Genomic DNA, 14,983 nt, shown 5'->3' on the forward strand with positions numbered 1-14,983 from the left:
TGGTCGCCCCGTGCATCGTCAAAGTTGGAAAACCTAGGGCCTTACGCCCCCACGGCCTCACCCGCCAGCTTGCGAATCCGCTCCACCATCGCGCGCAGCCCGTTCGAGCGCTGCGCCGAGAGGTGGTCGTTCAGGCCCAGACGGCCCAGCTCGGCGGGCGCGTCCACCTTCAGCACGTCCTCGACCGTCAGGCCGGAATAAAGCGCATGCAGGATCGCGATCAGGCCCTGCACGATCATCGCATCGCTCTCGCCCTGAAAATCGAATCTCGCCTGCGGGCCCTCGCCTTCGATCCGGGGCAGCAGCCAGACCTGGCTCGCACAGCCCTCCACCTTGGTCGCAGGCACCTTCACCGCATCGTCCAGCGGCGGCAATTCGCGGCCCAGCTCGATCACGTGACGGTAGCGGTCCTCCCAATCGTCGAGAAATTCGAAGGTCTCGGCAATCTCTTCAAAGGCTTCGCGCGCCATGGTCACTCGCTCCTGGGGATAGGGAATTGCCTATTGGGTAACGGGTTCGCGCCCGAGGGTCCAGACGCGGCTTTTCAAAAGCGCCGCAATGGGCTACCACAAATCCGGGTCCAGACCCGGGACAGTATCGGAGCCATCATGAACAAAGCCCTGATCGCGGCACTTGCCCTGACGCTCACCACCGCAGGCTGCGGCACCATCCGTGACAGCAAGCTCAACCCGTTCAACTGGTTCGGGCGCGACACGGCCGCACCCGTGCAGACGCTTGCCCCGCGCGGCGGCTACCCCGTGAAGGTCGGCAAGCCGAACCAGCAGCAGGTGTCGCAGGTGTCCTCGCTTTCGGTCGAGAAGATCCCCTCGGGCGCGATCATCACCGCGATGGGCCTGCCGCCGACGCAAGGCTATTGGGACACCGATCTGGTTCCGCTCAACGACGGCGCACCGGATGAGAAGGGCACCGTGACCTATGTCTTCATGGTCTCGCCGCCGCCCGCCGACAGCCCCGATGCGCGCCGGGTGATGAACGCGACGTCGCGCGAGGTCTCGGCAGCTGCGTTCCTGAGCAATTACAAGCTACAGGGCGTGCGTAGGATCGTGGTGCAGGGCGTGTCGAATGCGCGGTCCGTCGCGCGCTGAGCTTGGTTTGATCTGAATAGGTATGAGGCTCGGGAGAACCCGAGCCTTTTTCTTGTCGAGGCTGCGCGCTTTGTATCTGGGACCTGGCGCGGGGCGACCAGCCCCGGGCCGCGCCCGACCCTCCCCATGGGAGGGCGCATTGGCGATGCTATCGCGCGAATAAACGCCTTGCGGGCTTGCGAGATAAAGTGCCGACCTCAAAGCGCGGCGACGCGCCCACCCAAGGATCGGGCGCGTCCCTCCGTCCGAGGCTCAGCTTCACACGTCGATCAGCTTCACCGCGCCGCTATCGGCGGTCAGCGCCACTTCGCCCTTGGCCAGACGCAGCGCGTCACTGCCGAAGACTTCCGCACGCCAGCCCTGCAGGGCGGCCACGTCGCGCGTGCCAGCGGCGATGCGATCCAGATCCGACGAGGTCGCGATCAGCTTCGCGGCGACGCCGGCCTGCTGCGATTTCGCCTTCAGCAGCACCCGCAGCAGATCGCCGAGCGCGGTGTCGACCTGCAATTGCTGGGCCTGATTGTCGGGACGGGGCAGCTTCTCGTTGGGCATATCCAGCCCTTCGCGCACCGCCGTCAGGATGCCTTCGGCGATCTCGCCCTTGCGGGCCTCGCGCAGCAGCAGTCGCGACTTGCCCAGCTCTTCGATCGAAGAGGGCTTGGTCGAGGCCAGCTCCAGCAGCGCATCATCCTTGAAGATACGGCTCCGCGGGATGTTGCGGTTCTGGGCGTAACCTTCGCGGAACTGTGCCAGCTCGCGCACGATGGCGAGGAAACGGCCCGAATTGGTCCGCGTCTTCACACGCTTCCACGCCTCTTCGGGGCGATTGATATAGGTCTCGGGGTTCAGCAGAACCGCCTCTTCCTCTTCGACCCAGGCATCGCGGCCCGTTTTCTTCAGCTGTTCGTCGAGGAATTCGTAGATCACGCGCAGATGGGTCACATCGGCGATGGCGTATTTCTTCTGTGCCTCGGTCAGCGGACGGCGCGACCAGTCGGTAAAGCGCGAGGACTTGTCGAGTGACTGCTTGGCGATCTTGCGCACCAGCGTCTCGTAGCCCACCTGCTCGCCGAAGCCGCAGACCATCCCGGCGATCTGCGTGTCGAACAGCGGATCGGGGAAGACCTGCGCGTCGGTGAAGAAAATCTCCAGATCCTGCCGGGCCGCGTGGAAGACCTTCACGGTCTCCTTGTGACGGAAAAGATCGTAGAGCGGCTCGAGCGAGAGCGCGTCGGACAGCGGATCGACCAGAACGGCCTCGCCTTCGGTCTCGCCATGATTGGGGAGCGCCATCTGCACGAGGCACAGCTTGGACCAGTAGGTCCGCTCGCGCAGGAATTCGGTGTCGACGGTGACGTAGGGCTCTTGCTTGGCCTTTTCGCAGAAGGTCGCGAGGGCCTCGGTCGTGGTAATGGTCTGCATATCGCGCTTTCAATTCGGTGCGGGCTCATCCCGCGCATGTGCAAATTCCCTAGACCTTCATGGGGCAAAAGGGAAGGGCGGCGCGTGTTGCGGCCCGGTTTGCGTGGCAGAAGCGCCAGTTTCAGTGCTGAAGGAGGAACGCGGCCCAGGTCAGCCCGTAGAGGATGGGCTGGTGGATCAGGTAGATCGGCAGGGTGTGACGGCCTGCGAACAGCGCGACTTTCATCACCCCGCGCGTCTGATCGGGCTGGTAGCGCGCGGCCCGTTTCCAATAGCCCAGACGGTCGAGCAGTTTCGCCGCGCCCATGCCGATCAGGAACGGTCCGATCCACGGGAAGACCGGCTCGAAATCCATCGAAGGGCGCCAGTGGGTCGAGAGGCCCAGCCACCACAGCCACGGGTGATTGAACAGCTCGAAGGCGTAGTTCAGATGCACCCAGACCGCGATCACGCCAAGCGCCGCCAGCAAGATCCACGGCAGGAACAGAAGTGCGGCACCGATCAGCGAGCTGACCGCGATGGAATGCAGGATGCCGTAATAGATGAAATAATCCGGCATCATCACATAGGTCGCGGCACTCACGAGCGCCGCGGCAACCACCACCTTGCCGATCCGCTTCCAGAACGGCGCGGCGCGGAAGCCGTGGCGATGGGCGAGCACGAGGCTCAGCCCAGCCATGAAGATGAAAGTGCTCGCGACCGCGCGGGCGAAATCGAGAAAGGCCGGATGGAAGACCGTGCCGCGCGGCAGGAAGCCGAAATTCTCCAGATCATAGGTCAGGTGGAAGATCGCCATGCCGATCAGCGCCACGGCCCGGATCAGGTCGGGGGCGATCATGCGCCCGCGCGGGGCCGTATCCGGGGTCGTTTCCATGCGCCTGTCATGCGCGAAGCGACGGCCGCTCGCAAGCGGAGGCTGCGCATTTCGGCGTGAGCGTGCTCACAGGTGGACGCTTACAGAAAGACTGGTGTTCGGTCGCCCTCGGCGAACCGGCGCAGCACCGCCGGATAGAGGCGATGTTCCTGCACCAGCACGCGGGCCGCCAGATCGTCGGGCGTGTCGCCCGGCTCGATTGGAACGCGCGCCTGACCGAGGATCGGGCCGTCATCGAGCACCGGCGTCACCTCGTGCACGGTGCAGCCCGCCACCGCATCGCCCGCTTCGATCGCGCGCTTATGGGTGTGCAGACCGGGATATTTCGGCAGGAGCGAGGGGTGGATATTGAGCATCCGGCCCTCGAACTGCGCCACGAAGTCCGGCGTCAGCACCCGCATGAAGCCCGCAAGGCAGAGGATATCGGGCTTTGCCGCGAGGATCGGCTTCAGCAGCTCGGCCTCGAACGCGGCGCGATCCTTGCCATAGGGGCGGTGGTCGATGGCGGCGGTGGGCACGCCCATCCGCGCGGCCTTCTCCAGCCCCGATGCCCGCGCGTCGTTCGACGCGACCAGCACCGGGCGGGCAGGGTGGTCCTCTGCCATGCTCTCGACCAGTCGAACCATGTTCGAGCCGCCGCCCGAGATCAGGATCGCGACACGGATCACAGCAGCGCGCCCTCGTAGGCGATGCCCTCATTGGACGTGACGGTGCCGATGCGGGTAACGGTTTCGCCTTCGCCTTCGAGCAGGGTGGCGATCTCGTCGGCCTTGTCAGCTGCCACGACGACGATCATGCCGATGCCGCAATTGAAGGTCTTGAGCAGTTCCGCTTCTTCCATCGAGGCGGTCTCGGCCAGCCAGCGGAACACGCCGGGCAGATCCCACGCACCGAGGTCGATCGTGGCGCCCATGCCCTCGGGCAGAACGCGGGGCAGGTTTTCGGTCAGACCGCCGCCGGTGATATGGGCGAGCGCATGAACGCCGCCTGCGCGCACCGCGGCCAGGCATTGTTTGACGTAAAGCCGGGTGGGCGCCAGCAGCGCCTCGCCCAGCGAGCCCTCATCGAAGGGGCAGTCCGCGTCCCAGCCGAGGCCGGACATCTCGACCACCTTGCGCACGAAGGAATAGCCGTTGGAATGCACGCCGTTCGAGCCGAGGCCCAGTAGCACGTCGCCCTCGGCCACGCCTGCGGGCAGGTCGGTGCCCCGCTCCATCGCGCCGACCGCGAAGCCCGCGAGGTCGAAATCGCCCTTGGAATACATGCCCGGCATTTCCGCCGTCTCGCCGCCGATCAGCGCGCAGCCCGATTGCGCACAGCCTTCCGCGATGCCCTCGATGATGCGCGCGGCCTGATCGAGCTCGAGCTTGCCGGTCGCGAAATAATCGAGGAAAAACAGCGGTTCCGCACCTTGGCAGACCAAATCGTTCACGCACATCGCCACGAGGTCGATGCCGATCGTGTCGACATTTCCGGTGTCGATCGCGATGCGCAGCTTGGTGCCCACGCCATCGGTCGCGCCGACGAGGATCGGATCGTTGTAGCCCGCCGCCTTCAGATCGAACAGCGCGCCGAAGCCGCCGAGACCCGACATCGTGCCAGAGCGCTGCGTGCGCTTGGCTGCGGGTTTGATCCGGTCCACCAATGCATTGCCCGCGTCGATATCGACGCCCGCATCGGCATAGGTGAGGCCCTGTTTTTTCTCGGTCATCGCGGCGCACTCCGGCAAGTAAACTCTTGGCCGAAGCCCTAGCGTAACCGCACGCGCCCCGCAACGTCGAAGGGGCAGGCTGTGCGCGCTTTCTTGACGCGCGCGTGCGGCCTGACTAGAGGAATACCCAATGGTGGGCCTGTAGCTCAATTGGTTAGAGCAGGGCGCTCATAACGCCTTGGTTGCGGGTTCAAGTCCTGCCGGGCCTACCAGTTTTCCGCCGAAATTTCCGCATCTTCTCGGCTCTGTCGGAGCGACTCTCCCTATGCGTGTCGCTCCGCCCGGAAAGCCCCCATTTCGCCCAATTTGCGCCGCGCCGCGATCACGAACCCGCGCCAAATGAGGGCCTGTTAACGTCTCTGTAACGATAAAAAACGAGCAGCCGCCCGGACGGCCCCGGCATTCTCGCACAGACGACTTTGAGACAATCGAAGCGGTTTCTCAGCGGAAACCGCTTTGCGGCAATAAGGTGAAGCAGCGGCGACATGGCCACGACGTTCAACTGGATATATCTCGGCGTCCCAACTGACAGAAACGGCACGACCCGCTACCTCGATCCCCAAGAGGGGAATTCGAGCATGGAGAATTACGACCTTCTCCGAAATGCCACCGCCGGGTCCTCCACCGATCCGCTGTTCAGCCGCATCACCCAAGCTACGCTGATCGACAATGGTGGCGCGTCCGGTGTGCTCGACACCAACAACAACATCTCCAACGACACGATCCGCACCGATATCGGCGACGGTCAGGGCGTGCGCGATTTCACCTATGACGGCCTGGTTGTCTATAACACGACCATCACCTACACCGACGGCACGACGGCGAATGTGCAATCGGTCGTCGTGCAGACCACCACGGGCGAGGTGTTCCTCGCGCCCGAACTGTCGAACGATGCGACGACGGCGGCCTATGAGGCCAAGCCGATCGAATCGATGAGCTTCGGCTCCGCGGCGGCCTTCGAAAACACCAACCTCGCGCAGGATCGCTACGTCACCGGCTTCGACGACGGCTATGTCGACGGCACCGACGGGGCGGACCGCATCGATGTGAACTACGTCGAGCCGATCGCGAATGGCTCCGACCGCGTGGACAATAACGATGCGGGCCTTGCGGGCAGTAGCGGCAATGACGACTACATCCGCGCCTATGGCGGCAACGATACCGTGCTGGCAGGGCTCGGCAATGACACGGTCGATGGCGGCACGGGCGACGATTCGATCGACGGCGGGTCGGGCAACGACTCGCTGATCGGCGGCGCGGGCAACGACTCGCTCGATGGCGGGGCGGGGACCGATACGCTCGACGGCGGCACGGGCAACGACACGCTGCATGGCGGCGCGGGCGGCGATATCCTCTCGGGCGGCACCGGCATGGACTATGTCGACTATTCGGACTCCGCGAGCCCGGTCGACATCAACCTCGGCGCGGGCACGGCTACGGGCGGCGATGCGACGGGCGACATGCTCAGCGGCGTCGACGGGATCTACGGCTCGGCGGGCAACGACACGCTGATCGGCTTCGATGGCGCCTCCTCGGACCCGACGGATGGCTACACCAACGTCTTCTACGGCAATGGCGGCGACGATTATATCGACGGCGCGGGCGCGGATGACATCCTCTACGGCGGCACCGGCAATGATACCGTGCTCGGTGGGTCGGGCAATGACTCGCTTTACGGCGACGCAGGCAATGACAGCCTCGTTGGCGGCACCGGCAACGACACACTGTTCGGTGGCGACGGGAACGACGTCCTGCAAGGCGGCGCCGGCAGTGATCAGCTCGACGGCGGTGCGGGCAATGATACGCTCTCGGGTGGCGGCGGCGACACTCTCGTCGGCGGCGCGGATGCCGACAGGTTCATCGACCTCGTTCCCGGCGACACGATCGACGGCTCGGAGACGGGCGACGATTTCGACATCATCGACCTCAGCGACTGGGGCTGGGACAACGTCGCCGTGCATCGCGACGCGGCGAACCCGGAAAACGGCACGATCGATTTCTATGATGGCAACGGCGCGGTCGTCGGCACGGTCAACTTCTCGAATATCGAAAAGGTCATTCCCTGCTTCACGCCGGGCACGCTTATCGCGACGCATAAGGGCGAGCGCGCCGTCGAATGCCTGCAGGTCGGCGACCGCATCCTGACCCGCGACAGCGGCTTCCAGCCCATCCGCTGGATCGGCACTCGCGCGCTCAGCGCTGCGGAACTGCTGGCCAAGCCGGAATTCCGGTCGATCAAGATCGCACCGGGTGTGCTGGGCGCGAACCAGCCCGAGCGCGAGATGCGCGTTTCGCCGCAGCACCGCATCCTGCTGACCGGTCCGCGTGCGCAGCTGATCGCGGGCGAGCCGGAGGTGCTGGCCGCAGCGCGCCACCTCGTCGGACTGCCGGGGATCGAGATCGACGAGGAGGCCGAGGCGGTCACCTATATCCACGTTATGTTCGACAATCACGAGATCGTTTTCTCCGACGGGCTCTGGACCGAGAGCTTCCAGCCGGGGCAGGCGACGATGAACGAGATGGATCAGGCGCAGCGGGCCGAATTGCTCGCGCTCTTTCCGGAACTGGACGGCGAAGTCGAGAGCTACCTCGCCGCGCGGCCCAGCCTGAAACGCCATGAGGCCCGGATCATCGCGGCGGCCTGACCCTGCGCGCCCTTGCGTTCCCCCGCTCCGGATCGCTAGAGGGGTTATTGACCCGTGGATCAATAATAGGAGCGCGCCGCAATGCCTGACCTCGAAACCGCCGCCAAGGACGACAGCAAGCCGCGCCCGAATATCCTGATCCTGATGGTCGATCAGCTCAATGGGACGCTCTTTCCCGACGGTCCGGCGGAGTGGCTGCACACGCCCAACCTGCGCAAGCTGGCCGAACGCTCGGTGCGGTTCGAGAACGCCTATACCGGCTCGCCTTTGTGTGCGCCGGGGCGGGCGGCCTTCATGTCGGGCCAGCTTCCCTCGCGCAACGGCGTCTATGACAACGCGGCCGAGTTCCGTTCCGACATTCCGACCTATGCTCACCACCTGCGCCGCGCGGGCTACCAGACCTGCCTCTCGGGCAAGATGCATTTCGTGGGCCCCGATCAGCTGCACGGCTTCGAAAACCGCCTGACCACCGATATCTATCCCGCCGATTTCGGCTGGACCCCCGATTATCGCAAGCCCGGCGAGCGGATCGACTGGTGGTATCACAACATGGGCTCGGTGACGGGCGCGGGCGTGGCCGAGATTTCCAACCAGATGGAATATGACGACAACGTCGCCCATGAGGCGAAGATGAAGCTCTACGATCTGGCGCGGGGCAACGATGCGCGCCCGTGGATGCTCACCGTCAGCTTTACCCATCCGCACGACCCCTACGTCGCGCGCAAGAAATACTGGGATCTCTACGAGGATTGCGACCATCTCGAGCCCGAGGTCGGCACCATCCCCTACGAAGAGCAGGACAATCACTCGAAGCGGATTTTCGACGCCAATGACTGGCGCGAGTTCACCATCACGACCGAGGATATCCGCCGCTCGCGCCGCGCCTATTTCGCGAACCTGTCCTATCTCGACGACAAGATCGGCGAGCTGCTGCAGGTGCTCGAAGACACCCGGCAGGAGGCGACGATCCTCTTCGTCTCCGATCACGGCGACATGCTGGGCGCGCGGGGGCTGTGGTTCAAGATGAGCTTCTACGAGGGCTCGGCGCGCGTGCCGCTGATGATCTCGGCGCCGGGGCTGGAGCCAGGGCTGGTCTCCGATCCGGTCTCGACGATCGACGTCACGCCGACGCTGTGTGATCTGGCAGGCATCTCGATGGACGAGATCGCCCCGTGGATCGACGGGCAGACCCTGCTGCCGCAGGCCAAGCGCGAGCCCCGCAAAGAGGCGGTCGCGATGGAATATGCCGCCGAGGCGTCTTACGCGCCGCTCGTGAGCCTGCGCAAAGGGCGCTACAAGCTGAACCTGTGCAATCTCGATCCCGATCAGCTCTTCGACGTCGAGGCCGACCCGCATGAGTTGACCAACCTCGCAGATGATCCCGCCCATGCCGAGGCCTATGCCGCGCTGAAGGCCGAAGCCGCCGCGCGCTGGGATCTGGATCGTTTCGACGAGGACGTCCGGGCCAGTCAGGCGCGGCGCTGGGTCGTCTACGAGGCGCTCAGCCAGGGCGGCCAATACCCGTGGGATTACCAGCCGCTCAAGAAAGCCTCCGAGGCCTATATGCGCAATCACATGGACCTTAACGTGCTGGAAGAAAACAAACGTTTCCCGCGCGGGGAGTAAGGGCGCGTGGCCCGGAGCGTGCCAGCCCCGGGCCGATCTCTGGCGCCTTTCACTACCCCGTGAGCGCCTTTCCGGAACGCCGCGCCGCCCTAAGCTGTTGTCCAACCCAACAGGCAGACAGGAGATCGACCATGAGCGTTCCGACCCTCACCCTCAATGACGGCATCAAGATTCCGCAGCTCGGCCTCGGCGTCTGGAAAATGGACGATGCCGATGCGCCCGCCATCATCGAAAACGCCCTCGACGCGGGCTATCGTCATATCGACACCGCCGCCGCTTACGGCAACGAGGCGGGCGTGGGTCGCGGCATCGCGCAAAGCGGCGTGGCGCGCGAAGACATCTTCGTGACCTCGAAGCTCTGGAACGACCGGCAGGGCTATGACGAGACCAAGCGCGCCTTCGACGAGACGATGGGCAAGCTGGGCTTCGACTATCTCGACCTCTACCTGATCCACTGGCCGATGCCCGCGAAGGACAAATATGTCGAGGCGTGGAAAGCGCTGATCGAGCTGCGCGACGCAGGCCGCATCCGCGCGATCGGCGTGTCGAACTTCCTGCCCGACCATCTCGAGCGGCTGATCGAAGAGACCGGCGAGGCGCCCGCGATCAACCAGATCGAGCTGCATCCGCGTTTCCAGCAGGCCGCGCAGCGCGAGGTGCATGAGAAGCTCGGCATCACCACCGAATGCTGGTCGCCGCTGGGGCAGGGCGAGGCGCTCTCGAACCCGATCCTCACAGAGATCGCGGCGCGCTACGGCAAGTCGGCGGCGCAGGTCACGCTTAGCTGGCAGATCCAGCTGGGCTGCGTGACGATCCCGAAATCCGCCAATCACGAGCGGATGCGCGAGAATATCGACGTGTTCGATTTCGAGTTGACCGAGGGAGAGATGGCGCAGATCAAGGATATCGACAGCGCGGAAGGCCGGATCGGGCCGGACCCCGCCACCGCCGATTTCTGAGAGGGCCGATGGGCCATGCCACCCCGGCGACGCAGGCGCTGACCCGCGCCAAGCTCGCCTTCGATCTGCACGAATATGCCTATGAGGCCGGTCAGGAGAAGATCGGCCTCCATGCGGCTGAGGCGCTCGGAGTGGAGCCTTCGCGGGTCCTCAAGACCCTGATGGTCGAGGTGGATGGCAAGCCTGCCTGCGCGGTGATCCCGTCCGATGCGACGCTGTCGATGAAAAAGGTGGCCGCGGCCTTCGGGGGCAAATCCGCGAAGATGATGGAGCCCGCCAAGGCCGAGAAGCTGACCGGGTTCCACACCGGCGGCATCAGCCCCTTCGGGCAGAAACGCGCAAGCCCAGTCGCGTTTGAGCAGAGCGCGCTTGGCTATGGCACAATCATCCTGAACGGCGGCAAGCGCGGGCTGATGATCGAAATTCGCCCCGAAGAGGCGCTCTCAGCCGCGCGGGCCGAGGCAAAGCCCCTCATCGCCGATCAGTGACCGCCCATCCCCTTGCGGATGCGCCGGATCATCAGCCAGACCGCGAGGATCACGATCGGCGTCAGCCCCGCCATCATCAGCTCTTTGCTCAGCCCGATCTTCTTCGAGAGCGGATAGGCGAGATAGCCCGCGACCGAGATCGCGTAATAGCTGATCGCGACCACCGACAGCCCCTCGACCGTGTGCTGCAAACGCAATTGCAGGTCCGAGCGGCGATCCATGCTTTCCAGCACTTTCTGGTTCTGCGCCGAGCGCTCCACATCGACCCGCGTGCGCAAGAGCTCGCCCGCGCGCGCCGCCCGCGTCACCATCTGGCGCAGCCGCGTCTCGGCCGAGTTCACCGTGCGCACCGCCGGATCGTAGCGCCGCGCGATGAATTCGCTCAGCTTCTGACGTCCCTCGAAACGGCTTTCGCGCAACGCCTCCACCCGCTCGCGCACGATCGCCTCATAGGCGCCGGTCGCGGAGAAGCGGAAGGAGTGCTGCACCGCGAGGCTTTCCAGCTCGGCCGAGATTTCCAGCAGGTCGTGCAGCGTCTCTTCGGCGGAATTGGCGTCATTGCCCATCCCGTCGACGATCTCGGTCAGCCGGGGATCGAGCGCATTGAGCCGTTTCGACAGGTCGCGCGCCCGCGCAAGCCCCAGCATCGACATCGCGCGATAGGTTTCCAGCTCGCAAAGCCGCTGCACCGTGCGCCCGATCCGCCCCGGCCCGGTGCCGGGCCGCGCGAAGACGGCAAAGCGCATCTGCCCGTTCGGGTCGATCCGGAAATCGCCCGCGACCACCGCCGCCCCGTCAAGCACCCAGGTGCAGACGAGGCTCTCGGTGACGAACCATTGCTCCAGCAGCGGCGAGATGTCGTCGGGGTTCTCGGGCAGTTCCTCGATGCGGATCTGCACCGCCGCGATCCGCCCGCCGGGCGCCGCATCGATCCAGCTGTCGGGGTAGATCTCGGTCTCCGCCGGGTCGAAAGCGCGCGACGACACGCCCTTGCCGAAGGCGAGATAGGTGGTGAACTCGGTATGGCTTTCCCACTTCACCTCGTGGCGTCCGATCTTGCCGCCGTAATGGGTAATCCCCGCCTTCGGCTGCGCCGCGCCATGACGCGTCAGAAGATCGACGAGGTGATCGTGATCCTTGCTGCGGTCGCGATTGGCGGCATCGCGCGGCTCCTTGAAGGCGACATAGACCGCATGTCCCGGCACGCCGAGTTTCGGATAGGGGCGGGCGTGCAATTCGTTCACGAGCGCATAGCGCTGGGGATGGTCGGGCAGGTGGGGCTTTGGATCGGCGGTCATCTCATAGGTCTCGCTCACGCGGGTGTTACCCTCTAGCTGCGGCGAAATTCCCCGCTGATCAAGCGTTTGACGGCATGCATCGGAATACCGGGCAAATCTGCCACAGCGCCGCGCGGACCGCGACGGGGCAGGGGGCCTAGCCCGACCGATAGTTGTCTGCTGAGTGGCTCCGCTGTTCGCAATTGGGGTGGGGGTGGGTTAACTTGCGCCTGCAGGCCTTGTCCCTGCGTCGCCAAGACGCTGCCACTGACAAAGAGAAAGGGCGCGGAGTACATAAGCCCCTTACCAGATGCGTGGCTGCTCGCGCATTGTCCTCGGATCATGCTTCAAGGGACGATTTGCGATAGACAGACTGCCTGCGATCTGTCAGAGAGATTGAGCTACGTTACCTCTATCGGTCTTCTGCTTTCCCTACCGGACTTCAGCGAACTCGATCCTGGCCGACTGCGCCACGCTGTTGCACTTCCGCGAACAGGTTGAAAACTAAAGGAGATCTCACGATGGCCAACGGCACCGTGAAATGGTTCAACACCACCAAAGGCTTCGGTTTCATTGCGCCCGATTCGGGCGGTAAGGACGTCTTTTTGCACATTTCTGCCGTCGAGCGCGCAGGCCTCACCTCGGTGAGCGACGACCAGAAAGTGACCTATGACGTCGAATCCGGTCGCGACGGGCGGGAATCGGCGGCGAACCTTCAGCTTGCCTGAACGGTCAATCCGGATTTGGAACGGGGCGCCTTCGGGCGCCCTTTTTCGTTGAGCCGAAATTGACAATGCCCTCGCAGAAATCTGCGAGGGCATTTTGCTTCCGAAAGGCTGCCGCACAGTGTGGCTACGTTGTTTCTACAACACATCTGGTAAAGGGCTTGCGGAGTACACCGCGCCCACTTCCTGTTCGTGTTGGATGATTTAAGCCCCGTCAGTCTCCGCTGGCGTTGCCCGATTTCCCGGGCGCAACGCTTGCGGCGCCTTCGTGGCCACGGGTGGCGCCAGCCTTCTCGATCCGCTGCGCGATCTCGTCGCGCACGACATCCGGGCAGTCGGGATGATTTGCGATCCGCTTGGCGTTGGCGAGCGTGGCGGCTTCGCTGAACATGCGGAAGAACTCGACTGCCTTGGGGGTACCCGCCAGCTGGGCCAAGACGCTCTCGACGCTTGCGAAGAGCGCTTTGTTCGCGCGGTCATTTTCGCGGTGTTGATCAAGAGCGATCTGCGCCGTGAGGTTTTCCGCGCGGGCTTTCATTTGCCGTTGGCGGTCGGTCATGCGGTTCCAGTCGATGACGGGATGCCGGTGTTTCTGTACCATGTAGTCTAATCCTTTTCTGGCGGCGTCTGCCCCACGCCTGTCGCGGGGCTTCTCGGACGCTGATGATGAGGTGGGTTCATCGCGCTGAGCGCGGAAATCGAATTCGCGAACTTTTTCATGTTTTCTCATCCGGGCCCCGATCGGTGTTGTCGAACCGGTCGCGCGTCGAACGGCGCCGAAGCGCATTCAGCGGCAACGAAAGCGATCTGCGCGCTTGAGCGAGACGCTGCCGGGCTTTGTCGGGCAGCGTTTTCGCGATCTCGAGAAGCGCTGCGTCCGCCGTCTTGATCTGGGTGAACTCATCATCGAGTTCGGCGCGTGCTTCTTTGCGTGCTCGTTGTCGGAGAACCTCCAAAGCGCGTCCGAAAAGCGCCCGCACCGGCGATGGCGTATCGGCTTGAGCGACCTGTGACGCCGTCTCGTTCAAATCGGACACGATATCCACGTGGCCATCGGCCACCGCAGCCGCGACTTCGAGCACGGACTGAGCCTCTCGCTGCCGCTGCGTGACGGTACGCTCTTGATCTGCGAGCGCCGATTTTTCGGCAGCGAGGGTTTTCTCGGACAGCTTCACCGCCTTGTCGCGAGTGGCGAGTTCAATCTCCTGGCTCTCGCGCCATTTCCGTGGGCTGACGTGTTCGCGATGCTTCGGCAACGCGATCTCGGTTCCAGAATCGGTCACCCCTTTCGCGCGCGCTTCGCGGACTTTCCTGTTGTGCTTGAGAGCCTCCCTCAGGGCTTGCTTGCGACGCTCGCCGCGCTGGAGCCCGATCTCTGCGAACCATGCGCCGACGCTATCTTGCGCTTTCTCATAGCTACGGATCAGCGGATGGACCGCCGGCTGCAGCATGCGCCGACCATCCTTGGTTACGGCACGAGGAACGATCACGGCGTGGATATGATATGCTGTTTCGTCGAGATCAGCGCGTGCATGAACGCAGTCATCGCCGAAGTTGTTCAAGAGCCACTGCTTGGCTCGCGTCTCGAATTGCATTTCTCGCGTCGGGCCGCTCTCCCCGAAAAACTCGGTGAGATCTTTGTCGAACCACTCTTTGTTTACAGTCAGAATGATCTCGCGCAGCGGACCATGCCGGGTTGCGCGCCAGGGATCGCGCGGCCCGCGGAAAAGCGCATTCTTAAGCTCCGTCTTCCGACGCCGGCGGCGCAACTTCTCCAGTTCGAGGAGATGGTTCGCGTGGCGCATGTCTTGAATCTCGTCCCACGCATCCTGCGCCCAGGTTTCCGAGCCGAGTAACCGCCTGTTCGGGCTCTTGGGACTTTGTTCGCAATGGCCGTGATCACCCCCGCTGCGCATCCGGTGCTTCTCGTAACCGGCAAGATTGCGGGGGTGCATGCCTTGCATGCGCATGACGATTGGGTAGTGGGTTTTCGTTGCTGATGACATGGTCGATCTCCGTGTTTGTGAGATCGAGGTGGGTTCATGTCATCTGGCGCAAAAATCGCTGTGAATTTCCCCCGGTATCTGCCCGGGAGGTGCGTGCTAGGAGTGTGTCGGGGACGGCTAGGCGACTACGAGAGGCTCGGTCAC

Annotated in this window: 14 protein-coding genes and 1 tRNA gene; 7 read left to right on the forward strand and 8 right to left on the reverse strand. The window is 64.0% G+C overall.

Features of this window, described 5'->3' with window-relative positions; all coding sequences use genetic code 11:
- Positions 1–41: 41 nt before the first annotated feature.
- Positions 42–470 (reverse strand): SufE family protein, encoded by a 429-nt coding sequence (locus AXZ77_RS06325; RefSeq protein ID WP_098410486.1) that lies wholly within the window; start codon positions 468–470, stop codon positions 42–44.
- Between the two features lie 138 nt (positions 471–608).
- On the opposite strand from AXZ77_RS06325, the gene AXZ77_RS06330 reads away from it, so the two are divergent.
- The gene (locus tag AXZ77_RS06330; protein WP_098410487.1) at positions 609–1,106 is read left to right on the forward strand and encodes a hypothetical protein; all 498 of its coding nucleotides are present in this window, start codon (positions 609–611) and stop codon (positions 1,104–1,106) included.
- 258 nt (positions 1,107–1,364) lie between these two features.
- Here AXZ77_RS06330 and rnd read toward each other — a convergent pair whose 3' ends face one another.
- The 4 genes from rnd to purM form a co-directional block, all read right to left on the reverse strand.
- Entirely contained in the window at positions 1,365–2,528 is a 1,164-nt protein-coding gene (gene rnd, locus AXZ77_RS06335; RefSeq protein ID WP_098410488.1) for a ribonuclease D, read from the reverse strand.
- A gap of 121 nt (positions 2,529–2,649) precedes the next feature.
- A complete protein-coding gene (locus AXZ77_RS06340; protein ID WP_098410489.1) occupies positions 2,650–3,402 on the reverse strand; it encodes a DUF1624 domain-containing protein in 753 nt (250 codons plus the stop codon).
- Positions 3,403–3,482: 80 nt separating this feature from the next.
- A complete protein-coding gene (gene purN, locus AXZ77_RS06345) occupies positions 3,483–4,070 on the reverse strand; it encodes a phosphoribosylglycinamide formyltransferase (protein ID WP_098410490.1) in 588 nt (195 codons plus the stop codon).
- Entirely contained in the window at positions 4,067–5,113 is a 1,047-nt protein-coding gene (purM, locus tag AXZ77_RS06350; RefSeq protein WP_098410491.1) for a phosphoribosylformylglycinamidine cyclo-ligase, read from the reverse strand. The genes purN and purM overlap by 4 nt, the downstream gene beginning before the upstream one ends.
- 135 nt (positions 5,114–5,248) lie before the next feature.
- Here purM and AXZ77_RS06355 point away from each other — a divergent pair.
- The 5 genes from AXZ77_RS06355 to ybaK all read left to right on the forward strand — a co-directional run bounded on the left by AXZ77_RS06355 (position 5,249) and on the right by ybaK (position 10,831).
- Positions 5,249–5,325: transfer RNA gene (locus tag AXZ77_RS06355), tRNA-Ile, on the forward strand.
- 273 nt (positions 5,326–5,598) lie between these two features.
- Positions 5,599–7,758, forward strand: a complete 2,160-nt coding sequence (locus AXZ77_RS06360) for a Hint domain-containing protein (protein ID WP_098410492.1) — start codon at positions 5,599–5,601, stop codon at positions 7,756–7,758.
- Between the two features lie 81 nt (positions 7,759–7,839).
- Complete coding sequence (gene betC, locus AXZ77_RS06365; protein WP_098410493.1) at positions 7,840–9,384, forward strand: choline-sulfatase; 1,545 nt, start codon at positions 7,840–7,842, stop codon at positions 9,382–9,384.
- Between the two features lie 131 nt (positions 9,385–9,515).
- Complete coding sequence (locus tag AXZ77_RS06370; RefSeq protein ID WP_098410494.1) at positions 9,516–10,343, forward strand: aldo/keto reductase; 828 nt, start codon at positions 9,516–9,518, stop codon at positions 10,341–10,343.
- A gap of 8 nt (positions 10,344–10,351) precedes the next feature.
- On the forward strand, positions 10,352–10,831 hold the full coding sequence (gene ybaK, locus AXZ77_RS06375) for a Cys-tRNA(Pro) deacylase (RefSeq protein WP_098410495.1): 480 nt from the start codon (positions 10,352–10,354) through the stop codon (positions 10,829–10,831).
- On the opposite strand, the gene AXZ77_RS06380 is transcribed toward ybaK, so the two are convergent.
- The gene (locus tag AXZ77_RS06380; RefSeq protein ID WP_098410496.1) at positions 10,825–12,129 is read right to left on the reverse strand and encodes a DUF3422 family protein; all 1,305 of its coding nucleotides are present in this window, start codon (positions 12,127–12,129) and stop codon (positions 10,825–10,827) included. The two genes, ybaK and AXZ77_RS06380, sit on opposite strands and share 7 nt — an antisense overlap.
- Before the next feature lie 500 nt (positions 12,130–12,629).
- Between AXZ77_RS06380 and AXZ77_RS06385 the strand changes: the two genes are divergently transcribed.
- Positions 12,630–12,836 (forward strand): cold-shock protein, encoded by a 207-nt coding sequence (locus tag AXZ77_RS06385; protein WP_098410497.1) that lies wholly within the window; start codon positions 12,630–12,632, stop codon positions 12,834–12,836.
- Between the two features lie 211 nt (positions 12,837–13,047).
- Here the strand turns inward: AXZ77_RS06385 and AXZ77_RS06390 are convergent, their stop codons facing one another.
- A complete protein-coding gene (locus AXZ77_RS06390; RefSeq protein WP_141536236.1) occupies positions 13,048–13,563 on the reverse strand; it encodes a hypothetical protein in 516 nt (171 codons plus the stop codon).
- Positions 13,550–14,839 carry a plasmid recombination protein gene (locus tag AXZ77_RS06395; RefSeq protein WP_098410499.1) on the reverse strand — a complete coding sequence of 430 codons (1,290 nt, stop codon included), beginning with the start codon at positions 14,837–14,839 and terminating at the stop codon, positions 13,550–13,552. The genes AXZ77_RS06390 and AXZ77_RS06395 overlap by 14 nt, the downstream gene beginning before the upstream one ends.
- Between the last annotated feature and the right edge of the window lie 144 nt (positions 14,840–14,983).

It is taken from the genome of Thioclava sp. ES.031 (assembly GCF_002563775.1).
GTDB lineage: Bacteria > Pseudomonadota > Alphaproteobacteria > Rhodobacterales > Rhodobacteraceae > Thioclava.

Coding starts and splice junctions, on each gene's coding strand:
- AXZ77_RS06385 (WP_098410497.1), top strand. CDS start 12,630: ATGGCCAACGGCACCGTGAAATGGTTCAACACCACCAAAGGCTTCGGT.
- ybaK (WP_098410495.1), top strand. CDS start 10,352: ATGGGCCATGCCACCCCGGCGACGCAGGCGCTGACCCGCGCCAAGCTC.
- AXZ77_RS06395 (WP_098410499.1), bottom strand. CDS start 14,839: ATGTCATCAGCAACGAAAACCCACTACCCAATCGTCATGCGCATGCAA.
- AXZ77_RS06370 (WP_098410494.1), top strand. CDS start 9,516: ATGAGCGTTCCGACCCTCACCCTCAATGACGGCATCAAGATTCCGCAG.
- AXZ77_RS06330 (WP_098410487.1), top strand. CDS start 609: ATGAACAAAGCCCTGATCGCGGCACTTGCCCTGACGCTCACCACCGCA.
- betC (WP_098410493.1), top strand. CDS start 7,840: ATGCCTGACCTCGAAACCGCCGCCAAGGACGACAGCAAGCCGCGCCCG.
- AXZ77_RS06360 (WP_098410492.1), top strand. CDS start 5,599: ATGGCCACGACGTTCAACTGGATATATCTCGGCGTCCCAACTGACAGA.
- purM (WP_098410491.1), bottom strand. CDS start 5,113: ATGACCGAGAAAAAACAGGGCCTCACCTATGCCGATGCGGGCGTCGAT.
- rnd (WP_098410488.1), bottom strand. CDS start 2,528: ATGCAGACCATTACCACGACCGAGGCCCTCGCGACCTTCTGCGAAAAG.
- AXZ77_RS06390 (WP_141536236.1), bottom strand. CDS start 13,563: ATGAGAAAACATGAAAAAGTTCGCGAATTCGATTTCCGCGCTCAGCGC.
- AXZ77_RS06380 (WP_098410496.1), bottom strand. CDS start 12,129: ATGACCGCCGATCCAAAGCCCCACCTGCCCGACCATCCCCAGCGCTAT.
- AXZ77_RS06325 (WP_098410486.1), bottom strand. CDS start 470: ATGGCGCGCGAAGCCTTTGAAGAGATTGCCGAGACCTTCGAATTTCTC.
- AXZ77_RS06340 (WP_098410489.1), bottom strand. CDS start 3,402: ATGGAAACGACCCCGGATACGGCCCCGCGCGGGCGCATGATCGCCCCC.